At 63.7% G+C, this 15,765-nt stretch carries 16 protein-coding genes; 1 reads left to right on the top strand and 15 read right to left on the bottom strand.

Annotation, left to right across the window (positions count from 1 at the left end; all coding sequences use genetic code 11):
- Positions 1-62: 62 nt before the first annotated feature.
- From JQ566_RS21965 to JQ566_RS21925, 9 genes are all read right to left on the bottom strand, one after another.
- On the bottom strand, positions 63-521 hold the full coding sequence (locus JQ566_RS21965; protein ID WP_212375418.1) for a YybH family protein: 459 nt from the start codon (positions 519-521) through the stop codon (positions 63-65).
- 12 nt (positions 522-533) lie between these two features.
- The gene (locus JQ566_RS21960; protein ID WP_212375416.1) at positions 534-1,463 is read right to left on the bottom strand and encodes an aspartyl/asparaginyl beta-hydroxylase domain-containing protein; all 930 of its coding nucleotides are present in this window, start codon (positions 1,461-1,463) and stop codon (positions 534-536) included.
- Positions 1,464-1,604: 141 nt separating this feature from the next.
- Positions 1,605-1,760 carry a hypothetical protein gene (locus JQ566_RS21955; protein WP_167406967.1) on the bottom strand — a complete coding sequence of 52 codons (156 nt, stop codon included), beginning with the start codon at positions 1,758-1,760 and terminating at the stop codon, positions 1,605-1,607.
- 181 nt (positions 1,761-1,941) lie between these two features.
- Complete coding sequence (locus tag JQ566_RS21950) at positions 1,942-2,589, bottom strand: hypothetical protein (protein WP_249139689.1); 648 nt, start codon at positions 2,587-2,589, stop codon at positions 1,942-1,944.
- On the bottom strand, positions 2,558-3,214 hold the full coding sequence (locus JQ566_RS21945; RefSeq protein ID WP_349643347.1) for a nucleotide-binding protein: 657 nt from the start codon (positions 3,212-3,214) through the stop codon (positions 2,558-2,560). Before JQ566_RS21945 ends, JQ566_RS21950 begins: the two co-directional genes overlap by 32 nt.
- A 143-nt stretch (positions 3,215-3,357) precedes the next feature.
- The gene (locus tag JQ566_RS21940; RefSeq protein ID WP_212375412.1) at positions 3,358-4,818 is read right to left on the bottom strand and encodes a flavin-containing monooxygenase; all 1,461 of its coding nucleotides are present in this window, start codon (positions 4,816-4,818) and stop codon (positions 3,358-3,360) included.
- Between the two features lie 160 nt (positions 4,819-4,978).
- Positions 4,979-6,400 carry an adenosylhomocysteinase gene (ahcY, locus tag JQ566_RS21935; protein WP_212375410.1) on the bottom strand — a complete coding sequence of 474 codons (1,422 nt, stop codon included), beginning with the start codon at positions 6,398-6,400 and terminating at the stop codon, positions 4,979-4,981.
- Positions 6,401-6,524: 124 nt separating this feature from the next.
- Positions 6,525-7,721, bottom strand: a complete 1,197-nt coding sequence (gene metK / locus JQ566_RS21930) for a methionine adenosyltransferase (protein WP_212375409.1) — start codon at positions 7,719-7,721, stop codon at positions 6,525-6,527.
- Positions 7,722-7,783: 62 nt separating this feature from the next.
- Complete coding sequence (locus JQ566_RS21925; protein ID WP_212375407.1) at positions 7,784-9,139, bottom strand: hypothetical protein; 1,356 nt, start codon at positions 9,137-9,139, stop codon at positions 7,784-7,786.
- 74 nt (positions 9,140-9,213) lie between these two features.
- Here JQ566_RS21925 and JQ566_RS21920 point away from each other — a divergent pair, with 74 nt between their 5' ends.
- On the top strand, positions 9,214-9,357 hold the full coding sequence (locus tag JQ566_RS21920) for a hypothetical protein (RefSeq protein WP_212375470.1): 144 nt from the start codon (positions 9,214-9,216) through the stop codon (positions 9,355-9,357).
- A 192-nt stretch (positions 9,358-9,549) separates the two neighbouring features.
- Here JQ566_RS21920 and JQ566_RS21915 read toward each other — a convergent pair whose 3' ends face one another.
- The 6 genes from JQ566_RS21915 to JQ566_RS21890 form a co-directional block, all read right to left on the bottom strand.
- Entirely contained in the window at positions 9,550-10,668 is a 1,119-nt protein-coding gene (locus tag JQ566_RS21915) for a cobalamin-independent methionine synthase II family protein (RefSeq protein ID WP_212375405.1), read from the bottom strand.
- Positions 10,669-10,739: 71 nt separating this feature from the next.
- Positions 10,740-11,456 (bottom strand): ABC transporter ATP-binding protein, encoded by a 717-nt coding sequence (locus tag JQ566_RS21910; protein ID WP_212375403.1) that lies wholly within the window; start codon positions 11,454-11,456, stop codon positions 10,740-10,742.
- Positions 11,449-12,204, bottom strand: coding sequence for an ABC transporter ATP-binding protein (locus JQ566_RS21905; RefSeq protein WP_212375401.1), 756 nt, complete (start codon positions 12,202-12,204; stop codon positions 11,449-11,451). Before JQ566_RS21905 ends, JQ566_RS21910 begins: the two co-directional genes overlap by 8 nt.
- Positions 12,201-13,229: a branched-chain amino acid ABC transporter permease gene (locus JQ566_RS21900; RefSeq protein WP_212375399.1), complete on the bottom strand. Its 1,029-nt coding sequence runs from the start codon at positions 13,227-13,229 to the stop codon at positions 12,201-12,203. The genes JQ566_RS21905 and JQ566_RS21900 overlap by 4 nt, the downstream gene beginning before the upstream one ends.
- A gap of 8 nt (positions 13,230-13,237) precedes the next feature.
- Positions 13,238-14,107 carry a branched-chain amino acid ABC transporter permease gene (locus JQ566_RS21895; RefSeq protein ID WP_212375397.1) on the bottom strand — a complete coding sequence of 290 codons (870 nt, stop codon included), beginning with the start codon at positions 14,105-14,107 and terminating at the stop codon, positions 13,238-13,240.
- Between the two features lie 197 nt (positions 14,108-14,304).
- Positions 14,305-15,483 carry an ABC transporter substrate-binding protein gene (locus JQ566_RS21890; protein WP_212375395.1) on the bottom strand — a complete coding sequence of 393 codons (1,179 nt, stop codon included), beginning with the start codon at positions 15,481-15,483 and terminating at the stop codon, positions 14,305-14,307.
- Positions 15,484-15,765: the final 282 nt, after the last annotated feature.

Below are 15,765 nucleotides of genomic sequence, written 5' to 3'. Positions count from 1 at the left end.
CAGAACATCTCGAAATCGAAAGGCCCCGGACATGTCCGGGGCCTTTTCTATTCCGATCGTATCTACCAGGCCTTCACCGGCCGATTGGCATGGCTCGCCTGCGGCACACCGCGGTTGAGCGACATGTGCGAATGCACGCACAGCCATCCATCGCCGTCTCTTGAAAACACCATCGTCGCCCGGCCCGGCCGGGGAAACGCGCTACCATCGGGGTGATAGCCCGTGCTCGTCCACGGCGCGATCACAGTCGCCATCGCGCCATCGGCGGACGCCAGAACGGAGGTCTGATCGAGCACGAAATGAAAATCCGTCGTCTTCGGCCAGACGTTATTCCATTGCGTCGAGACCCATTGATCGAGGCCGGGGATGACGTCGTTGTGGGTGCCGAAGGCGAGCACCCCGGGGTGGAAAAGCGGCCGCGCCGAAGCGTAGTCGACCTCGCGGACATAACCCGCGAAGGTCTCGAGCCAGTTGCGGAAGAACTGCGTGATCTCCGCGTTGGCAATCGGCAAGGAGGCCATTGGCGGGATCATTCACCGCAACGCCGACAGCACGATGAGGCCGAGGATCAGCGCCGTCAGCGAATACTTCAGCGTGTAGTAGACGTTGCGGTTCCACTCCTTGACCTTGCGGCTGGCGAGATGGATCTCGTACAGTTTGCCGAACAGCTTGTTGAGCACGCCGACATTCTCGCCGTCGACGTTCTGGGTCGCCGACGCCTTGACGATGTGATGGCTGACCCAGCGGTTGATCGCGGTCATGAAGCCGAACTTCATCGGGCGCTCGACGTCGCAGAACAGGATGATGCGGTTGACGTCGGTTGCGTTCTCGGCGCTGTGGATGAAGGTCTCGTCGAACATGAAGGCCTCGCCGTCGCGCCAGACGCATTCGACGCCGTCGACGAGAATCCGGCACTTGCTCGAGTTCGGCGTGACGAGGCCGAGATGATAGCGCAGCGAGCCAGCGAAGGGATCGCGATGCGCGCCCAGCTTGCCGCCCGGCGGCAGCATCGCGAACATCGCACCGTGCACGCTCGGAATCGAGTTCAAGAGCTCCACCGTCTTCGGACACAGCGTGCGCGCCGAGGGCAGGAAGTCGTCGTACCATTTCAGGTAAAAGCGCTTCCAGCCGCTCTTGAAGAAGGAATAGAAGCCCCAATCGTTGTTCTTCGCGGCCGCACGTATGAAGCCTTCGTCGAACAGGCGCACCGCCTCATCGCGGATGGTCTCCCAATTCTCGCTGAGGGGCTTCAGCTCGGGGAACTGATCGACGGAGATCACCGGCTTGTTCGGCACGGCCGAGCCCGCATACATCAGCACGTTATAGGGCGCGAGATAGGTCGAGTGATCGCCGAGCTGGCGCGCGAAGCGCAGCCGCTGCTTGCCGCGGAAGTGAACGTAAATCGTCGAGGCCGCCAGCACATAAAGAATGACAAGTTGCGGCGCAAAAAGCTGTTTCAGCATTCCCCAGTTCCCAAGTGACCCAGCCGGGGACGTCATCTACTCCCGCCCGGCCCGACCGACAAGATATTCACCGATGGGTTGCAGTCACGCTGGGGAGAGCGCTCGGGAACCTTGGGGCCGAAAGGGCCGAAACCGCCCGAATCAGGCCCGCGACAGCGCCTGCAGCCCCTTGAAGGTCAGGCGTTTCGGATCGGTGACGCCGGCGAGATAGAGCCGGCGGATGAAGGCGATAACGGCGTTGCGGTCGCAATCGGTCAGCGCGACGACGGCGTCGACCGCGATCTTCTGGGCTTCCATTGGGCTCACCTCGGCCTTGCGAGTAACCCCGGCCGAGACAGGCTAGGACCGACTGGTTAATCTGGCATTAACCGCCCGGGCAGCGTGACCGGTTCAGCCCGCTGGCCGAACACGCAAGACAACACCGGCACCAGTGCGTACCGCCCGCCCCACTGTCGGCGATACCTGATTCCGATGCGCGCTATTCGGCGCCGGACGTTCTCGCATTGTGTGTCAACGATTTCAGCAATTCGGCCTGCTGTCGCACCAACTCAAACTGCTTTCGCGCATGTGAACTCGACAACTCGATCCACTGCGAGAGCGTTCTCACGCGGCTCAACTCGCGCGTATACTGCAGCGTCGCGCCTGCATTCACCTTCATCAATTCGAGCACGACAGCGTGGCACTCGGCGGCAGCGCCGTCCAGGACGTCACCTTCCGGCCTGGCGATATCCTTCGTATATTCGAACGCTGTATGCACGCCTAACTTCATTGCCTCGAGAGCACGCGCCTGCATCTCTCTGGCGATCTCCACGGCAAGAGCGGAGGTGTTGCCGGCACTTTGCGTCGAAGGCAACTCCACTTTGGTAGACGGGCAGGTCCCGGCGCTGTCGATTGCCGCGGGAATGGTCGTTTCCGCAGGCATCTTTCGAGCCGGTGCCTTTCGGGCAGGCCTCTTGGCTGCCCGCTCGCTCCGGTGTCCATCGCCCCCTGGGATGGCGACCGGATTCGGCGGCGTCTCCAAAAGACTCTCGTCGATGGTACGGCTCACGACCGCGGTCAGATCCACCAGCGACCGACGTCTGGCGCGTACGCCATCAGCAGGCTGTCTCGACTGCGCCTTGCCCATGATGATTCGACTCCGTGAAGATGTGTTCCGAAATCCACCGCCAAAGCCCAACGATCTCGTCCGAGGCTTTTCCCTCCGGTGCAAACTCGGTGACGCCCAGGCCTACCCCCAGCGCATCCTGGTGGTCGTTGCGCTGTCCAATGAAGGGGAGCGCAAGCACGCCAAGCGAGTTGAGCGACGTGGCAGCTTCACTCAGCCGGCACCCCCGTGTAGGTGTCTGATTGAGGATGAAGGCAAACCGGCGGTTACCCCTGCGAATGGCCAACAGCGTAGGGATGGCAGCTTCGATATCGGCCGGGCTCGGACGCGCCGGAATGAGACAGAGGTCGGCATTGCTGATGGCGCGGAGCGCCAAGGCGTTATTCGTGGCGGCCGTGTCGATGATCGCGAGCCCAATCCCTTCAGCCTGGAGCCGAGACAGCACCGGCTCGATCTCCGCCGGATCCGCAACGCACTCGACACGGGGAAAGCAATTCTCGCGGCGCTCCTTCCATCTCGAGATGGTGCCCTGCGCGTCCGCCTCAATGAGAGCGACGCGCTCTTCGCGTTCCATCGCGGCCACCGCAAGCCCAACGGCCAGCGTACTCTTGCCGCTTCCGCCTTTTTGCGTGACCAGAGCAAGCACGTGCACGTCCCGCGCTCCCATCAATACCCAGCGACGCGGAACTCAAGCGCTGTCGGAAGTAAATTGCATGCGACGCAACAACACTACTTCAAGTCGCGGTTCGCCTCAAGCGATCGGCGGGTTCCTCCGGCAACATACGGAGATCAGGAATACTGCATCACGCCGTCGTCGATCCGACCGAAGCGCAAGGAGACGATGTCGAGCGCATAGTTCTGGTACAGCCGCCAGGGCCGCTTTGAGCCCTGTTTCGGCATCTTCGCAATCGAGCGCTGCACGTAGCCCGAGGTGAAATCGAGCGAGGGCTGAAGGGTGACGTCCGGGTCGTCATTGTGCGGCATGCACTGGCGGAAATTATGCCGGTCCATGTAGTTGATGAGCCGGCAGACATATTCGCAGGTGAGATCGCATTTCAGCGTCCAGGACGCGTTGGTGTAGCCGAAGGCAGAGGCCATGTTCGGCACGTCGGCATACATCATGCCCTTGTAGGTCAGCGTACTCGCGAAATCGACAGTGCGGCCGTCGACACTGACCTCGAGGCCGCCGGCGACCTGGAGCACCAGCCCGGTCGCCGTCACGATGACGTCCGCGGCAAGCTCGCGGCCGTCCTTGAGGCGGATGCCGTCGCGGGTAAACGTGTCGATCTCGCTGGTGACGACGGAGGCGCGCTGCTCGCGGATCGCCTTGAACAGATCGCCGTCGGGAACGAGGCATAGCCGCTGGTCCCAGGGATTGTAGCGCGGCGTGAAATGGGTGGCGACATCGTAGTCGGGCCCGAGCGCGACTCTCACGCCTTTGAGAATGAGATCCTTCACCTTGGCCGGCCGGCGCCGGCTGAGCTGGAAGAAGAACATCCCCCACATCACGTTGCGCCAGCGGATCAGATGATAGGCAAGGCGCGTCGGCAGATTGCGGCGCAATTTGTTGGCCACGGGATCCTGGGCCGGACGCGACACCACATAGGTCGGCGAGCGCTGCAGCATGGTGACCTGCGCCGCCTTCTTGGCTAGCTCCGGCACCAGCGTCACCGCGGTGGCGCCGGAGCCGATCACGACGACGCGTTTGCCCGCGTACTCGATGTCCTCGGTCCACCTCTGCGGATGCACGATGCGGCCGGCGAAATCCGCCACGCCCTTGAACTCCGGCGTATAGCCCGCCTCGTATTTATAATAGCCCGAGCACATGAATAGGAAATTGCAAGTGAAGCGCACGAGCTCGGTTGCGCCCTCACCCGAGATGCGTTCGGCTTCCACCGTCCAGCGCGCGTCGGGTGCCGACCACGCCGCGCGCTTGACGCGATGACGATAGCGGATGTGCTTGTCGATGCCGTTCTCGGTTGCGGTCTCGCGCACATAGTTCAGGATTTGCGGCCCGTCGGCGATCGCCTTCGGATCGGTCCACGGCTTGAACGAATAGCCGAGAGTGAACATGTCGCTGTCGGAGCGGATGCCGGGATAGCGGAACAGGTCCCAGGTGCCGCCGATGCAGTCGCGCCCCTCGAGGATGACGTAGCTCTTGGCCGGACACCTGGTCTGCAAATGATAGCCGGCACCGATCCCGGACAGGCCGGCGCCGACGATCAGCACGTCGAAATGTTCTTGTTGCATGGTTTCCTCCGCCAGGAGGGATTGTCCGCCCCCCGCTGCTGGCCGTCAATTGGCAATCGGCCGTGCCACAACTGCAAAGCGAGTCGAATTCCATGCGCCGAAATGACAAAACCCCGGATCGCTCCGGGGTTTCGCATCGATGGTCGGTCGAACCGGTGGCTCAGTAGCGGTAGTGGTCGCTCTTGTACGGGCCTTCCTGCTTCACGCCGATGTAGTCGGCCTGGTCCTTGCGCAGCTCGGTGAGCTTGACCCCGATCTTGGCGAGGTGCAGGCGCGCGACCTTTTCGTCGAGCGTCTTCGGCAGCACGTAGACCTTCTTCTCGTACTTGCCGTCCTTGTTGTTGGCGAACAACTCGATCTGCGCCAGCGTCTGGTTGGTGAAGGACGCCGACATCACGAAGGACGGGTGGCCCATCGCATTGCCGAGGTTCACGAGGCGCCCCTCCGACAGCATGATGATGCGGTGCTTGTCGGGGAATTCGATCTCGTCGACCTGCGGCTTGATGTTGGTCCATTTCAGGTTGCGCAGAGACGCGATCTGGATCTCGTTGTCGAAGTGACCGATGTTGCAGACGATGGCGCGATCCTTCATCGCGCGCATGTGCTCGATCGTGATGATGTCCTTGTTGCCGGTCGCGGTGACGAAGATGTCGGCGCGGGGCGCGGCGTCTTCCATGGTCACGACCTCGTAGCCTTCCATCGCGGCCTGCAGCGCGCAGATCGGATCGACTTCGGAGACCATGACGCGGCAGCCGGCCTGGCGCAGCGAGGCGGCCGAGCCCTTGCCGACGTCGCCGAAGCCCGCGACCATCGCGACCTTGCCCGACAGCATCACGTCGGTGCCGCGGCGGATGCCGTCGACCAGCGATTCACGGCAGCCATAGAGGTTGTCGAACTTCGACTTGGTGACGCTGTCGTTGACGTTGATGGCCGGCCACAGCAGCGTGCCCGCCTTCTGCATGTCATAGAGACGATGCACGCCGGTGGTGGTCTCTTCGGAAACGCCCTTGATGCTCTTGGCGATCCCGGCGAAGTAGCCCTTCGGCTTTTCCTTGAGCTGCTTCTTCAGAAGCGCAAAGAAGACTTCCTCTTCCTCGGAGCCGGGCTTGTCGAGGAAGGCGGCGTCGCCGTTCTCGGCGCGCAGACCGAGATGGACATACATGGTGGCGTCGCCGCCGTCGTCGAGAATCATGTTCGGGTGACCGCCGCCGTGCCAGTCGAACAGCTTTGCGGTGTAGTCCCAGTACTCGGTCAGCGTCTCGCCCTTGACGGCGAAGACGGGAATGCCGGCGGCCGCGATCGCGGCGGCAGCGTGATCCTGCGTCGAATAGATGTTGCAGGAGACCCAGCGAATGTCGGCGCCGAGTGCTGCCAGCGTCTCGATCAGCACGCCGGTCTGGATCGTCATGTGCAGCGAGCCGGCGATGCGCGCGCCCTTCAGCGGCTGCTTCGGGCCGAACTCCTCGCGGGTGGCCATCAGGCCGGGCATCTCGGTCTCGGCCAGCGAGAGCTCCTTGCGGCCGAAATCGGCGAGCGAAATGTCCTTGACGATGTAATCGGTGAAGCCGGGCTTCGCGTTCATTGGGGGTTCCTGTCTGTTTGGTTCGTCATTCCGGGGCACTCGTGAAACGAGCGATCCCGGAATCCGTAAGGTTCGAGATTCCGGGTACGCCGCTGTCGCGGCGCCCCGGAACGACGCAAGAGAACTAGAGCGCGCGCTTGAGCTGCTCGACGAGGTCGGTCTTCTCCCAGGAGAAGCCGCCCTCATTGTCAGGCGTGCGGCCGAAATGGCCGTAGGCCGCAGTGCGCGCGTAGATCGGGCGATTGAGATCGAGATGGGTGCGGATGCCGCGGGGCGTGAGATCCATCGCCTGTGCCGCCGCCTTCTCGAGCTGCTCCTCCGGCACTTTACCGGTGCCGTGGGTGTCGATGTAGATCGACAGCGGGCGTGCCACGCCGATGGCGTAAGCGAGCTGCAGCGTGCAGCGGTCGGCAAGACCGGCCGCAACGATGTTCTTGGCGACGTAGCGCGCAGCATAGGCCGCGGAGCGGTCGACCTTGGTCGGGTCCTTGCCGGAGAAAGCGCCGCCGCCATGCGGGGCCGCTCCGCCATAGGTGTCGACGATGATCTTGCGGCCGGTCAGGCCGGAGTCGCCGTCGGGGCCGCCGATGTAGAACTTGCCGGTCGGGTTGATGTGCCAGATCGTCTTCGGCGTGATCCAGTCTTTCGGCAGCGCCTCGCGCACATACGGCTCGACGATGTCGCGCACCTGCTTGGAGGTGAGGTCCTCGATCAGGTGCTGGTGCGAAACCACGATCTCGCGCACGCCGACCGGCTTGCCGTTCTCGTACTGCACGGTGACCTGGCTCTTGGAATCCGGACCGAGCACCTTCTCCTTGCCGGAGTGACGGGCCTCGGAAATCAGGCGCAGGATCTTGTGAGCATAGAAGATCGGCGCCGGCATCAAATCCGGAGTCTCGTTGGTGGCGTAGCCGAACATGATGCCCTGGTCGCCCGCGCCCTCTTCCTTGACCTCGCCCGGCTGCAGCGCATCGACGCCCTGGGCGATGTCGGCCGACTGCGGATGCAAGAGGATCTCGATGTCGCAGGTCTTCCAGTGGAAGCCTTCCTGCTCGTAGCCGATGTCCTTGATCGCGCCGCGCACGACGCTCTCGATCTGCTCGTTGTCCACCGACTTCGGACCGCGGGTCTCACCGGCGATCACCACCTTGTTGGTGGTCGCGAGCGTCTCGCAGGCGGCGCGGATCTGCCAGGGATCGATGCCGGCCTTCGGCCCTTCACGATAGAACAGATCGACGATCTCATCGGAGATCCGGTCACAGACCTTGTCCGGATGGCCCTCGGACACGGACTCGCTGGTGAAGAGATAGGACGCGCGCATCAGTAACCCCTTGGTTCCGCCGCTAGCCGGCGGGCGTTTGCGATGTTTACGTTATGGTGATGTCAATCACGCCGACGCGAGATGACGTAGGATTCGTCGAGAAACCAGAGCCCATTGTACTTTCGCAGCACGTCCCTGGCGGCATCCAGAGTGCGGCCGTTTTGAGTCGTTTCTGTCAATCGGTCGTCCTCAATCTGAGCGACATACACCGCCGCATTCCACGCTGCAAAGGCCGTCGAGGTTCCGATGGTGCCGGTGACCTCGTTGGGCAGCGCTTCCATATCATACCTGAAGATCGAACGGTTATCCGCGTAGGCATTAAAATTTAAGTCGCGGCCCACCGATCCAAGTTCATACTTAACTGCACGCAGTAGCTCATGACGGCTGACTGAGAAAGGATTTTCTCCAGGCCAGATCGCCTGGATCATTTCCATGCCCGGATCCTGCCCGTGGGAGTGGATTCCGATCAGCCTGCCGCCCGGCCGAAGCGCCCGCGCCAGGGGTGCAATGATCCGCTTGGCCCGGAAATTGACCGAGGACAGGGCCCGGTAGGGCTGGGATGCGATGACGAGGTCGAAATTGGCCTCGGTCTGGCCCGGCCGCGGAATGGTCGAATCGAGCAGGAACCTGTGGTCCTCGCGATAGAGCACGAGGACGACGGGCCGCTCGTAGAGCGGCATGGCCGTGCGTGGGCTGATCGCAGCGCGCCAGTTCTGCTCCAAAAACGGCCTCAGCTCCACGATCTGCTGCTCGAATTCGCCCGATGAAGCGCCGCGGAGCGGCACCTCGTGCCAGACCGTGGCAGCCGCCGCCGCAGGGGATGCCGGCGTGAGCCAGGGCGCCTCCGCGTAGAACATGTTAGTGAAGACGAACACCGACGCCGGATGCTCGAAAATGCGGTCCGGCACCTTCTCCAAGGTCAGGCGCAGGTCCTCGAGGCTGAGCTCCTTGCCCGCGACATAGAAGGGTATGTGTGGAAAGCGCTGATGCGTCGCCCGCAGCACCCGCGCCAGCACTGTGCCGTCGCCGACGCCGGCGTCGAACATGCGCAGGGCCGGCGGGCGCGGATGGATGGAGCTCAGCTCCAAGGCAACCCTGTCCGCGATCACCCGCTTTTCGCTGCAGGTGTGGACGAACAGCAGGTATTTCTGGCGGTTCTCGAAGAAGCGGAAATTGCCGCGCGGATCGCGCTTTTCCGGCGGCACCTGAAGTCCCCGCGGCGGCGGCACGCCGCCGGCCATCGATGCGGCCATATAGGCCTGGATCCGCTCCAGCGTGTCGATGGTGATGCGCTTCCCCTCGCGCAGGCGATGCACCAGCTTCCCATCATTCACCGCGCGCCGGCCGAAGGTCGATTCCGCCATGTCCGCCTTGCGGCAGAACTCGGTGATCTGGCTCAGGATTTCGTCGTTCTTCATAGGGTGGGACACAGTGGGCAGGCAGGTTGGGTTCCGTGTCTTAGCAAATTCTGCCCACTCGGGGAATAGCGCATATGTCCAGCGCCGGCACGCCGGGCGTGGAGGCGCAGGAGATGTTGAGGCGGGTGCGGGCTGAGGTTGGTGTCGGCCACGAAGACAATCAGGTGCCGTGGTCGAACTCGCCGCTGCTGGGCGAGGTCTATCTGGCGGAGAGGTGAGATGCTCTCGCGCCCCGGACGCAGCGCAGCGCTTCCCCGGCGATGCGAAGCATCGTCCGGTTCAGCGGTGCGCTGCAGAGCCGGGGCCCATATCTCCGAGAGCAAGTCGAGCAGCATGGGTCCCGGCTCTGCGCAGCAACGCAAGAGCGATGCAGCGCGTCCGGCACACGCCTGGGACTTAGCTGCGGAGCCTTACTGGCCCCACACTTCCTTCGCGATCTCCACCGCAAGGCTCAGCTTGGCCCACTGCTCCTCCTCGGAGAGGATGTTGCCCTCTTCGGTCGAGGCGAAGCCGCATTGCGGGGACAGTGCGAGCTGCTCCAAGGCAGCGAACTTGGCGGCTTCTTGCAGGCGGCGCTTGATGTCGTCCTTCTTCTCGAGCTCGCCGAACTTCGAGGTGATGACGCCGACCACGACGACCTTGTTGCCCTTGGGCAGGAACCGCAGCGGCTCGAAGCCGCCGGCGCGGTCGCTGTCGTACTCCAGGAAGTAACCGTCGTAATTGGTGCCGGCGAGCAGTGTCTCGGCCACCGGCTCGTAGCCGCCCGAGGAGATCCAGGTCGAGCGGAAATTGCCGCGGCAGACATGCGTCGTCACCACCATGTCGGCGGGCTTCTCGGCCAGCGCGTAGTTGATGATGCGGGCATAGATCTGCTGCAGCCCGTCCGGATTGTCGCCGCGCTCGCGCGCCTTCTGCAATTCGTCCTGCGAGCAGAGATAGGCCCAGACGGTATCGTCGAACTGGAGATAGCGGCAGCCGGCGTCGTAGAACGCCTTCACGGCCTTGCGATAGGTCCTGCCGAGATCTTCGTAGAAGGCATCGAGATCGGGATAGACGTCCTTGGAGATCGACTTGCGGCCGCCGCGGAAGTGGAGCACCGCCGGCGACGGGATCGTCATCTTGGCGGTGACGTGGGCCTGGTCGGCGACCTTCTTCAGGAAGCGGAAGTGATCCAGCATCGGATGGTTATCGGGAAAGTCGAGCTTGCCGATCACGCGGACCGCATCGTGACGGGTCTGCACGCCCGTGAACTGGATGCCCGTGTCGGGGTGGAACAGCTCGCAGCCGGTGAGCTTGGCCAGGAAGTCGAAATGCCACCAGGAGCGGCGGAATTCGCCGTCGGTCGCAAGCTTCAGCCCGATCGAGGCCTGCTTGTGCACGACCTTCTCGATCTCCATGTCCTCGATCTTGCGCAGGTCGTCGGCCGAGATCTCGCCCTTCTCGAGCCGGGTACGGGCTTCCTTGATCTTGGCGGGACGCAGGAGGCTGCCGACCTCGTCGGCGCGGAAGGGGGCTTTGGTTCGCTGCATTCTTGTTTCTCCCGAAATTTCAGTCGGCGCTCGTTGTACTCCCACTCCCCGCAAGCGGGGAGTAGCAAGGATCAGTGTGCGGCCGCACCTGCGACGCCGAGGTGGCGCTCCAGGACGGACGGGTCGGCCTTCAGCGCGGCGCTCGGGGCGTCGTGGACGATCGTTCCGCGCTCCAATATCACAACGCGGTCGGCGAGCCCCAGAATCTTTTGCGCATTCTGCTCGACGATGATGGAGCAGATGCCCCCTGCCCGGGTGATGGTCCCGATCGCCTTGAGCAGCTCCTCGACGATGATGGGGGCAAGGCCCTCGGTCGGCTCGTCCAGCAGCAGGACCTTCGGGTTGAGGGTCAGTGCGCGGCCGATCGCCAGCATCTGCTGCTCGCCGCCGGAGAGCTGGTTGCCGAAATTGCTCCGCCGCTCCTTCAGCCGCGGGAACATCTCGTAGACCTTCTCGACCGTCCAGGGGCCGGGTTGCGCCACCGCGGTCATGTTCTCTTCCACCGTAAGCGAGCGGAAGATGTTGCGCTCCTGCGGCACCCAGCCGATGCCGGCGCGCGCCCGCTGGTCGGGCCGCAAGGCGGTGACGTCGGTGCCGGCGAGCACGACCGTGCCGGAAAAGCGGCGGGTGACGCCGACGATGGAGTTGATCAGCGTGGTCTTGCCAGTGCCGTTGCGGCCGAGCAGCGCCAGCACCTGCCCTTCGGCGAGACGAAGCGACATCTTTGGCAGCACCACGGCCTCGCCATAGCCGGCGCGAAGTGCATCGATTGCGAGGAGGTCAGACATTGACCGCCTCCTCGCCGAGATAGACCGCCTTCACCTGCGGATCGCGCGCGACCTGTTCGGGCGGGCCCTCGGTCAGCAGCGCGCCGGAGACCAGCACCGAGATGCGGTCGGCGAAGGAGAAGACGAGGTCCATGTCGTGCTCGATCAGCAGCACCGTGACGTCGCGCGGCAGCGCGCCGACCACGGCGAGAATGTCATGGCGCTCGCTCTCGGGCACGCCGGCGGCGGGCTCGTCCAGCAGCAGCACGCGCGGCTTGGCGGCGATCGCGACCGCGATCTCGAGCAGGCGCTGCTTGCCGTAAGGAAGCGTCACGGTCTCTTCGTTCATGACGTCGAGCAGATGGAAGCGCGTCAGCAGCTCGGCGATCTCGCCGTTGACGTCGCTGCGCGTCCCCATCCGCCGCCACCAGTCGCCGCCATGGCCGAGGCGCTCTGAGACCGCAAGGCCGATGGTCTCGAGCGGGGTCAGGTCGGGATAGAGCTGGTTGATCTGGAAGGTGCGCGACAGGCCGCGCAGCACGCGCTTGTGCACGGGCAGGTCGGTGATGTCCTGGCCTTCGAGCAGGATGCGGCCCGAGTTCGGCTTCAGCACACCGGTGAGCTGGTTGATGACGGTGGTCTTGCCGGCGCCGTTGGGCCCGATCAGCGCATGGCGGGCGCCCTGCTCGATTCTGAGGGAGAGATCGCGGGTGACGCGCAGGCCGCCGAACTGCTTTTCGAGATTCCGGGTTTCGAGCGCGATGGTCATGCGTCGCTCTCCGGCACGGCGACGACGGCTTTACGTCCCGCAACCTGCCTGATGATCAGGTTCGGCACATAGAGCACCCAGCGATGCAGACGCTGGCGGCCGACCAGCACGATCACGACCAGCACGAGACCGATCCAGAACTGCCAGTATTGCGGCGTGATGGTGGAGAACAATTCCTGCAGCATGCGGAACACCACCGCGCCGATCAGCCCGCCATAGAGATAGCCGGTGCCGCCGATCACGAGCACCAGCATCAGATCGGCCGAACGCTCGAAGGCGAACACGTCGAGCGAGGCGATCGCGGTGGTCTGGGTGAACAGCGCGCCCGCGATGCCGGCATAGAACGCAGCCAGCGTGTAGATCGCGATCAGGCGGCGGTTGACGGGAATGCCGATGGCGGCTGCGCGCAGCGGGTTGTTCTTGATGGCGCGCAGCGACAGGCCGAATGGCGAGTGCACGACGCGGCGGGCGAACAGGAACAGCACGAACAGCACGGCCAGCGAATAGAAGAACCCGGCCTTGCCGAACATGTCGAACGGGATCTCGCCGAAGATCGGCTGCATCTCGATGCCTTGCAGACCGTCGGTGCCGCCGGTGATGTTGGAGAAGCGTTCGGCGAGCGCTTCCAGCAGCAGCGCAATGCCGAGCGTCACCATCAGCCGGGTCAGGTCGACACCGCGGATCACCAGGAAGCTGGTGGCGAAACCGAGCACCATCGCGGCGAGCCCTGCGACGACCAGTGCCAGCACGGGCTCGGTGACGATGCCGTGCAAGGCAAGCAGCCCCGCGGCATAGGCACCGACCCCGAAGAAGGCGGCGTGGCCGAGCGAGACGATGCCGGCATAGCCGAGGATGAGATCGAGCGACATCGTGAACAGCGCCAGCCGCAGGATATCGGTCATGATCAGATAGCGCGACGGAAATACGAAACCGCAGGCCAGCACGATCAGCCAGAAGGCGATTTCGCCATAGTGCCAGCGCGCCTGGCGCTGGGCGTGATAACCGACATCGGAAGCAGCGCTCATCGGCGAACTCAACGCGCGGCCGTACGGCCGAACAGGCCGTTCGGGCGCCAGATCAGGATCACGATCATCATGGTGTAGATCACGAAGGGGCCCATCTTCGGCACGTAATATTTGCCGGCGACGTCGCCGATGCCGAGCAGGAGCGAGGCCAGGAACGGACCTGTTATCGAGGAGGAGCCGCCGACGGTGACCACGATCAGGAAGTAGATCATGAACTTCAGCGGGAAATACGGATCGAGCCCAAGGATCTCGGCGCTCAGCGCGCCGCCGAGGCCGGCGAGCCCGCAGCCGAAGGCAAAGGTGAAGGCGAACACCTGCGGCACGTTGATGCCGAGGCCACTGGCGGCGCGGGGGTCGTCGACCGCAGCGCGCAGTCGGCTGCCGAAGCGCGTCTTCGCCAGCACCATCTGCAGGCCGATGGTGAGCAGGCCGCAGATCACGATGATCATCAGGCGGTAGCGGCCGATGCCGACGCCGAACAGGTCGAACTGGCCCTGGAGCGCGGCGGGCAAATTGATGAAGACGCGCGAGGAGCCCTGGATGTAGTCGACGGCCGCGACCGACATGAAGCTCAGGCCGATCGTGAACAGCACCTGGTCGAGATGGCTGCGCGTGTAGAGATGACGGTAAAGCGTGCGCTCGAGCGCAATGCCAATTGCGGCCGACGAAACGAAGGCAAGCGGCAGCGCAGCGAAAAACGGCCAGCCCATCCGGTTGACCAGCACCATGCAGACATAGCCGCCGGCCATGGCGAAGGCGCCGTGGGCGAGATTGACGAAGTTCATCAGGCCGAGCGTGACCGCGAGCCCGCAGGCGAGCACGAACAGCAGCATGCCGTAGGCGACGCCATCGAACAGGTTGGTGAGGATTGCGGTCATCGAAGGTCGAAGATCATCTCAAGTGTGGCCAAGGGCCGTGCTGCACTCCCTCTCCCGCTTGCGGGAGAGGGTTGGGGAGAGGGTCTTTCCACTGGGAGACTCCCGATGAGGAGAGAACCCTCACCCGGCGCTCTGCGCCAACCTCTCCCGCAAGCGGGAGAGGTGAGGAGAGCCCCGGGATGACGCGCTTGCGCGCGTCACTTCTTGGTCTTGCCGAGATCCTTGACGGCCTCGAAGGTCGCGAACTCGACATTGTAGAGCTCGCCGTCGACCTTCTCGACCTTGCGGATGTAGATGTTCTGCACGATGTCGCGGGTCTCGGGGTCGATCGAGATCGGGCCGCGCGGGCTTTCCCACTTCTGGCCCTTCATGGCTTCGATCAGCTTGTCGCCGTTGGTGTCGCCACCGGTCTTCTTCAGCGCCTCGTAGATCAGGTGGATGCCGTCATAGCCGCCCACGGCCATGAAGCCCGGACGGTTGCCGAACGCCTTCTTGTAGGCGGCGACGAAATCCTTGTTCATCGCGGACGGATGCGCCGCGGAATAGAGGTGCGCGGTGACCGTGCCGAGCACGGCGTCACCCATGTTGTTGAGCAGGTCGTCGTCGGTGACGTCGCCCGGCCCGATCACCTTGATGCCGGCCTTGTCGAGACCGCGCTCGGCATATTGCTTCACGAAGTTGCCGCCTTGCCCCGCCGGCACGAACACGAAGATGGCGTCGGGCTTGGCGTCCTTCATGCGCTGGAGAAACGGCGCGAAGTCGGGGTTCTGCAAGGGCGTCTTGACCTCTTCGACCACCTCGCCGCCGCCCGCGGTGAAATGCTGCTTGAAGAAGTTCAGCGCGTCATTGCCCGGCGCGTAGTCCGAGGTCAGCGTCGCCACCTTCTTGATGCCGTTCTTCACCGCCCAGTCGCCGATGATGGTCGAGGACTGCGCCAGCGTGAAGCTGGTGCGCACGATATAGGGCGAGCGCTCGGTGATGATGGAGGTACCCGCCGCCATCACGACTTCCGGGATCTTGGCTTGCGTTGCGAGCGGCGCGGCGGCGAGAGCTGCCGGCGTCACGCCGAAGCCGGCGATGAAGTTGACCTTGTCGTTGACGATCAGCTCCTGCGCGGCGGTCTTGGTCTTATCCGGGATCGCGGCATCATCCTTGAGGATGATCTCGACCTTCTTGCCGGCGACGGTGTCGCCCTTCTGCTGCATGTAGAGCTTGATCGCGTTCTCGATCTGCTTGCCGGTCGAGGCCTGCCCGCCGGTCATCGGCAGGATCAGACCGACCTTGACGCTGTCTGCGGCCTTGGCGGGCGCGAGGCCGGCAAGGCCTGCGATGGCGGCAACGGCAGCGGTGCGTGAAAAAATCCTGCGTTCGAACATCAGATGTCCCTCCCCTTCATTCCTGACCTCTTGTGAGCCGGACCGAGTGCCCGGTCCTTGCCGCGCTTCACTCTCGGACAAGCCATGCCGTGCGGCCACATGGCGTCCTCTGCAACCCCGTTGTCAATCGGACGTTGGGCGACCATTCGGCGCAAGCCGCGTGATCTGCCTCAACGACGGCAGGGAGAGATTTGTACGATTGTACAAAGAATATGGTCTTGTCAACGAAAAAGCCCCCGTGGCGCCCGGCCGGTCGGCGATGGCTTGTCGATGCGCCACTTA

This window comes from Bradyrhizobium sp. SZCCT0231, from assembly GCF_018130245.1.
Taxonomy (GTDB): Bacteria; Pseudomonadota; Alphaproteobacteria; order Rhizobiales; family Xanthobacteraceae; genus Bradyrhizobium; species Bradyrhizobium japonicum_F.
The sequence above is the reverse complement of the archived record's forward strand: the minus strand, read 5'-3'. Positions and strand labels throughout refer to the sequence as shown.

Coding starts and splice junctions, on each gene's coding strand:
- JQ566_RS21960 (WP_212375416.1), bottom strand. CDS start 1,463: ATGCTGAAACAGCTTTTTGCGCCGCAACTTGTCATTCTTTATGTGCTG.
- metK (WP_212375409.1), bottom strand. CDS start 7,721: ATGCGCGCGTCCTATCTCTTCACCAGCGAGTCCGTGTCCGAGGGCCAT.
- JQ566_RS21915 (WP_212375405.1), bottom strand. CDS start 10,668: ATGCAGCGAACCAAAGCCCCCTTCCGCGCCGACGAGGTCGGCAGCCTC.
- JQ566_RS21925 (WP_212375407.1), bottom strand. CDS start 9,139: ATGAAGAACGACGAAATCCTGAGCCAGATCACCGAGTTCTGCCGCAAG.
- JQ566_RS21900 (WP_212375399.1), bottom strand. CDS start 13,229: ATGAGCGCTGCTTCCGATGTCGGTTATCACGCCCAGCGCCAGGCGCGC.
- JQ566_RS21910 (WP_212375403.1), bottom strand. CDS start 11,456: ATGTCTGACCTCCTCGCAATCGATGCACTTCGCGCCGGCTATGGCGAG.
- ahcY (WP_212375410.1), bottom strand. CDS start 6,400: ATGAACGCGAAGCCCGGCTTCACCGATTACATCGTCAAGGACATTTCG.
- JQ566_RS21950 (WP_249139689.1), bottom strand. CDS start 2,589: ATGGGCAAGGCGCAGTCGAGACAGCCTGCTGATGGCGTACGCGCCAGA.
- JQ566_RS21905 (WP_212375401.1), bottom strand. CDS start 12,204: ATGACCATCGCGCTCGAAACCCGGAATCTCGAAAAGCAGTTCGGCGGC.
- JQ566_RS21965 (WP_212375418.1), bottom strand. CDS start 521: ATGGCCTCCTTGCCGATTGCCAACGCGGAGATCACGCAGTTCTTCCGC.
- JQ566_RS21955 (WP_167406967.1), bottom strand. CDS start 1,760: ATGGAAGCCCAGAAGATCGCGGTCGACGCCGTCGTCGCGCTGACCGAT.
- JQ566_RS21940 (WP_212375412.1), bottom strand. CDS start 4,818: ATGCAACAAGAACATTTCGACGTGCTGATCGTCGGCGCCGGCCTGTCC.
- JQ566_RS21920 (WP_212375470.1), top strand. CDS start 9,214: ATGTCCAGCGCCGGCACGCCGGGCGTGGAGGCGCAGGAGATGTTGAGG.
- JQ566_RS21890 (WP_212375395.1), bottom strand. CDS start 15,483: ATGTTCGAACGCAGGATTTTTTCACGCACCGCTGCCGTTGCCGCCATC.
- JQ566_RS21895 (WP_212375397.1), bottom strand. CDS start 14,107: ATGACCGCAATCCTCACCAACCTGTTCGATGGCGTCGCCTACGGCATG.